General features: G+C 62.0%; 5 protein-coding genes. 1 reads left to right on the top strand and 4 read right to left on the bottom strand.

All coding sequences use genetic code 11. From position 1 onward, the window contains the following. The first annotated feature begins 299 nt into the window (after positions 1-299). On the top strand, positions 300-1,472 hold the full coding sequence (locus tag QZ326_RS11065) for an Mbeg1-like protein (protein WP_295745160.1): 1,173 nt from the start codon (positions 300-302) through the stop codon (positions 1,470-1,472). A gap of 44 nt (positions 1,473-1,516) precedes the next feature. Here the strand turns inward: QZ326_RS11065 and QZ326_RS11070 are convergent, their stop codons facing one another. The 4 genes from QZ326_RS11070 to QZ326_RS11085 form a co-directional block, all read right to left on the bottom strand. After that, positions 1,517-2,704 (bottom strand): hypothetical protein, encoded by a 1,188-nt coding sequence (locus QZ326_RS11070; RefSeq protein ID WP_295745162.1) that lies wholly within the window; start codon positions 2,702-2,704, stop codon positions 1,517-1,519. Positions 2,705-2,707: 3 nt separating this feature from the next. Further along, on the bottom strand, positions 2,708-3,178 hold the full coding sequence (locus QZ326_RS11075) for an RNA polymerase sigma factor (RefSeq protein WP_295745164.1): 471 nt from the start codon (positions 3,176-3,178) through the stop codon (positions 2,708-2,710). 139 nt (positions 3,179-3,317) lie between these two features. After that, on the bottom strand, positions 3,318-4,436 hold the full coding sequence (locus QZ326_RS11080) for a DUF362 domain-containing protein (protein ID WP_295745166.1): 1,119 nt from the start codon (positions 4,434-4,436) through the stop codon (positions 3,318-3,320). A gap of 139 nt (positions 4,437-4,575) precedes the next feature. Further along, positions 4,576-4,989, bottom strand: a complete 414-nt coding sequence (locus QZ326_RS11085; protein WP_295745168.1) for a hypothetical protein — start codon at positions 4,987-4,989, stop codon at positions 4,576-4,578. Positions 4,990-5,035: the final 46 nt, after the last annotated feature.

The following is a 5,035-nucleotide window of genomic DNA, read 5'->3' on the forward strand; positions in this document are numbered from 1 at the left end:
TTTGAGACGCATATATCCAAAACAGCGATCAGCGCTCCCGCAAATGTTCCTACTGCTTTAGCGGACATCTTATTTCCAAAATAGACTAGCAATCCAATATACAAAATGCAGGAAAATTCCAGGAATATGCTAATAAACAGCGCATCCGTAATTTGGCATCCTGCCATAACCGCTGTCTCTGGTATCCGAATGGTTCTGCGCCATTTTCCGTTTCCTGGATGCACCCCGCCTCTTGTAAGACGGAAAAGACCGGGATATAATATTATGCTATAGAGAAGATCACAGAGAAGGAGCGTACTATGGCAAACCTGATGGATTATCTGGACTGGCGGGGAGATCTGACCCTGGACCAGTCTCCCTTCAATGAGGTGGACAACCTGATTTTGGCGGAGTTGTCTTTTGTGGATTTCCAGGGCACCGTCCCCGGCCCCGGGGAGGGGGAGGGCGTCGTCCTGCGGGAGGCCGCGGAGGCCTTTTTCGCCCGTTTCCCGGAGGGGGAGAAGATCGACATGGGTGTGCTGGTGCCCGGCGCCATTCCGGAGATGCTGGGGAAGATGGCCTCCTCCCGCCGCTTTGGGGCAATGAAGCTCAACTGCTTTACAGACCACCTGGACGTGGGAAAGGGGGAGCAGTTCGCGGCGCTGACCATTGAGACTGGGGACGGCCTTTTGTACCTCTCCTTCCGGGGTACGGACGACACCCTTGCGGGCTGGAAGGAGGACTTCGAGCTGGCCTGTATGCCGGAGGTGCCCGCCCAGAAGAAGGCGGTGCGCTACGTCCGGGACACGGCGAAGCAGTATCCCCGCCGCCGCCTGCGGTTGGGAGGCCACTCCAAGGGCGGAAATCTTGCGGTGTATGCCGGGGTGTTCTGCCCGGCGGCGGTCCAGCGGCGGATCGAGGCCGTCTGGTCCAACGACGGCCCCGGCTTCCATGAGGACCTGTTGGACCTGCCGGAGCACCGGCGGGTGGCGGAGCGCATTTACTCCATTGTGCCAAAGTCCTCGGTGGTGGGGATGCTCTTGGAGCACGAGGAGGACTACGCCGTGGTGGACAGCGACCAGCTGGGCTTTTTGCAGCACGACGGCTTTTCCTGGCAGGTGATGGGGGACCACTTCGTCACACTCCGCCAGGTGACCCGCCAGGCCCGCCTCAGCGACATGGCATTGCGGGAGCTGGTCCACACCATGCCGGTGGAGCGGCGGGAGAAGTTTGTCGCCGCCCTTTTCGACGTGCTCTCCGCCTCCGGCGCGGTGACGCTGAAGGATTTGAAGGCGGACTCCTTCAAGGCGGCGGGGGCCATGGTGAAGGCCATGAAGGACCTGGACAAGGAGACGAGGGACGGCCTTTTGAACTTCGTGGGACTGCTCTTCAAGAGCAACCTGCTGATGACCCTGGAGGGCATTCAGGAGGAGACGGAGAAGCGCCGGGCCGTCCGGCGGCGGAGCGGGAAGAAAAAAGGGGAAGAGGCGTAAAAGAACCTGGGATGGGCGCGGCCCATCCCAGGCTTTTTGTTGTCCTATTTCAGCTCCAGCGGCAGCACATCCTCTCCATACCGGTACTCCAGGGATTCGGCCTGCCGCAGGTCCACCGGTACCGGCCAGACGAACCGGGAGACCCGCTCCCCGCCGGGCAGGTCGGTATACATCCCCCCACTGGTGTCCAAACGGACCTCCGTGCCGTCCTGCATGACGAGATACCAGTCTCCTGCTTTATGGAGCCGCTCTGTCTGCTCCCGGTCCGCCCAGTAGATGGTAAGGTTGGTGGGCGTCACTTTGGTGCGCAGGAACGCCATCTCCTCCGTGGGAAGCGGGCCCATGGTGTTGGTGTTCCAGAACTCAAGAGAGGGGTCGATGTCCCGCAGGGAGGGCTCTCCCAGGGTCGTGCCGCCGCCGGTGGTCAGGGACTTTGTGGGCTGAATGGCCGGCAGGGAGAACTCCAGCGTAAAGGCTCCCGTCACCGGGATCTCGCCCCAGTTCAGCCCCGGAAGCTCTAATGTCACATCCGCGGCGTCCAGCAGTGAGCCGCCCTCCAGGGGTTCAATCCGGTGCCGCATCAAGACCGTCATGGTTCCGTCCTCCCGGACGGTATTTTGGAAGGTTGCCCATTCGCTATACGTCCCGTCCGACACCGCGGGATCGGTGGTTAGCTTGCAGCCCCTGCCAAAGCGGTAGTCGGGGGACTGAGACGATGGGGTCTCTGAGGGCCCGCTCACCCCCGCCGTGATGGTGACGTCGCCCACGACAGCCGTCACCTGGGAGTCGAGGGAATCCTCCTCCGGGGGCTGCTCCGGCGCGCCCAGCAGCTCCTCCAGCTCCTCCTCCGGCGGAAGCCCGTCATATCGCAGCAAAAACCAGATCATGTTCTCCCCCCGGGTCACGGAGTCCACCGTCACGGTGACCCCGTCCACTGTGGCGCTGACCCCTACGGCGTCGCTCAGCTGGTCGATAAGCCCCATCTGGTCCGTGTGGATGGGCCGTCCCGTCTCTTTCATCCACTGCTGGCCGAACCACTCCTGAATCCCGGGAATTGCCGCCGCCAGGGCCGTTCCTGCCAGCGCCAGAACCACGATGGCCGCGATCAGCACCATTCGGGGAATTTGCCGCTTTGCCATTGCCCGCTCCTGTTTTGTCATGTTTAAAACCTCCTGTCTCAGCGCGTCGGAGGCATGAATCTCGTCAAAGGTCTTCCGATACAGATCATTCATTCCTCATCCCTCCTCCGGCGTCACTTTCAGCTTCCCCCTGGCCCGGGCCAGGCGGGTCTGCACGGTGGAGGCGTTCAGGCGCAGAAGCTCCCCGATCTCCGCCACGGAATACCCCTCGTAGTAATAGAGGTACAGCGGCACCCGGTATTTCCCCGGCAGGGCCATGACCTCCCGGTAGACCGCCCGGCGCTCCCCGTCGGAAAACACCGGCGACCGCAGTTCCTCCAGGGATACGGTGTGCCGCCGCCAGGGGCTGCGGGCCATGTCCTTGCAGACGTTCAGCGTCACCCGGGCCAGCCAGCGGCGCAGGTGCTCGCCGTCCGCGAACTCCGTGTCCGACTGCCAGAGCTTCAGCATCACCGTCTGGGCGGCGTCCTCCGCGTCGGCGGGATTCCGAAACCAGTTCAGGGCGATGCGGTACACCATGTCCAGGTGGCGCTCCGTGGCAGCGGTAAAGGTACTCTCTGTCATCATCCGCCTCCTTTATGAAAAGCTTTTCACTTATATAACGGCGCCGGACGTCAGGATATCTCATGCCTGTGAAAAAATTGTAAAAAGCCGCCGCGGGCCGGTTTGGTCCGCGGCGGCTTCGCTGTTCAGGGGGCAGACGGGGTCAGATTTTCACCAGCTCGTACTGCCGGACGCCCAGCCCCAGCTTCTCGGCGTGCTCCAAGCAGGTCTCCCAGTCCGTGTCCGGATGGGCGGCCTTGAAGTAGTCCGTGCCGCAGTCACAGTTCACATCCGTCAGGGCGGAGTTGGGAGCCACCGGCTGGGCCAGCACCGCGTCGGCGCAGGCCTGGTCCAGGGCCACGGGGTCGAAGGAGGCGAACATGCCCACGTCTGCGGCGATGGGCACGTCGTTCTCCCCGTGGCAGTCGCAGTTGGGGGAGATGTCCAGCACCAGGGAGACGTGGAAGCAGGGACGCCCGTCCACCACGGCCTTGGTGTACTCGGCGATTTTCTTGTTCAGGATGGTGGGGGCCTCGTCATAGAGGCAGTCGATGGCGTCCTTGGGGCAGACCGCCAGGCACCGGCCGCAGCCCACGCACTTGTCCATGTCGATGGAGGCCTTGCCGTCCGGCCCGAACTGGGGCGCGCCGTGGGCGCAGATTTTGGCGCAGGCCTTGCAGCCGATGCACTTCTTTTCCTTCACAAAGGGCTTGCCGGAGTTGTGCTGCTCCATCTTCCCCGCCCGGGAGCCGCAGCCCATGCCGATGTTTTTCAGCGCGCCGCCCATGCCGGCCTGCTCGTGGCCCTTGAAGTGGGTCAGGCTGACGAACACGTCCGCGTCCATCACCGCCCGGCCGATCTTGGCCTCCTTCACATACTCGCCGCCCTCCACGGGGACGCAGACCTCGTCGGTGCCCTTGAGCCCGTCGGCGATGATGACGTGACAGCCGGTGGAGTAGGGGGTGAAGCCGTTGACATAGGCGGATTCGATGTGGTCCAGGGCGTTTTTCCGCCCGCCCACGTACAGGGTGTTGCAGTCTGTCAAAAAGGGCTTGCCTCCCTGGCTCTTCACCAGGTCCGCAACGGCCTTGGCCCAGTTGGGCCGGAGGTACGCCAGGTTCCCCGGCTCGCCGAAGTGCATTTTGACGGCGACATACTTGTCCTCCATGTCGATCTCGCCGAACCCGGCGGTCATCATCAGCCGGGCCAGCTTCTGGGGCAGGTTCTCCCGCCAGCTGGGGCAGCGGAAGTCCGCAAAATAGACCTTGGATTTCTCAGCCATGTGTCGTTCTCCTTTTTCTGTCGGTTTTCTCAAGATATGCAAGCCTATTGTAGCGCATGGAGTCCGGTCCATGTCAAGTCCTTTTTTGCGGATTTTGTGCGTTTTGAGCGTGAAAAAGGGCGGAAAAACCGCCCTTCGTTCACTGGTCCAGATCTATGGAGATATTGTCCGTGCCGTGCTCGTCAAATTCGTTGAGGTAGACGTCGATGCGGTCCATCAGCTCAGCGTAGTTCTCCCGGGTCAGGGGCTCGCCGTCCATGTCCCGCAGGGCCAGCTCCTCCGCAAGGATCTCATAGAACACAATGTCCTCGTACCGCTCGATGGCCTCGTGAATACCGCCGTCGGCGTAGGCCCGGGAGGGGATCAGATCCCCCTGGTACAGCTCCACCAGCTTGGGCATTCTGTGCCGCAGGCAGTGGGAGAACACCAGGCTCTCCACCTCGTCGTACTCCCGGATGCGGTCGTTCTCCCGGGTGGAGTTGATAACCCAGTTTCCTATGTATACGAGATCCAGCAGGTAGCGGTACTGCTGCTCCGTCAGCTCGATCTTCACGGGCGGACACCTCCCAAAACATCGTAAGTTGCAATAGCCGGTATGA

Source organism: uncultured Oscillibacter sp. (genome assembly GCF_910587525.1).
In the GTDB taxonomy this organism is placed as follows: Bacteria; Bacillota; Clostridia; order Oscillospirales; family Oscillospiraceae; genus Oscillibacter.

Excerpts from the sequence above, each read along its gene's own strand:
- QZ326_RS11065 (WP_295745160.1), top strand. The coding sequence starts at position 300 with ATGGCAAACCTGATGGATTATCTGGACTGGCGGGGAGATCTGACCCTG.
- QZ326_RS11075 (WP_295745164.1), bottom strand. The coding sequence starts at position 3,178 with ATGATGACAGAGAGTACCTTTACCGCTGCCACGGAGCGCCACCTGGAC.
- QZ326_RS11080 (WP_295745166.1), bottom strand. The coding sequence starts at position 4,436 with ATGGCTGAGAAATCCAAGGTCTATTTTGCGGACTTCCGCTGCCCCAGC.
- QZ326_RS11070 (WP_295745162.1), bottom strand. The coding sequence starts at position 2,704 with ATGAATGATCTGTATCGGAAGACCTTTGACGAGATTCATGCCTCCGAC.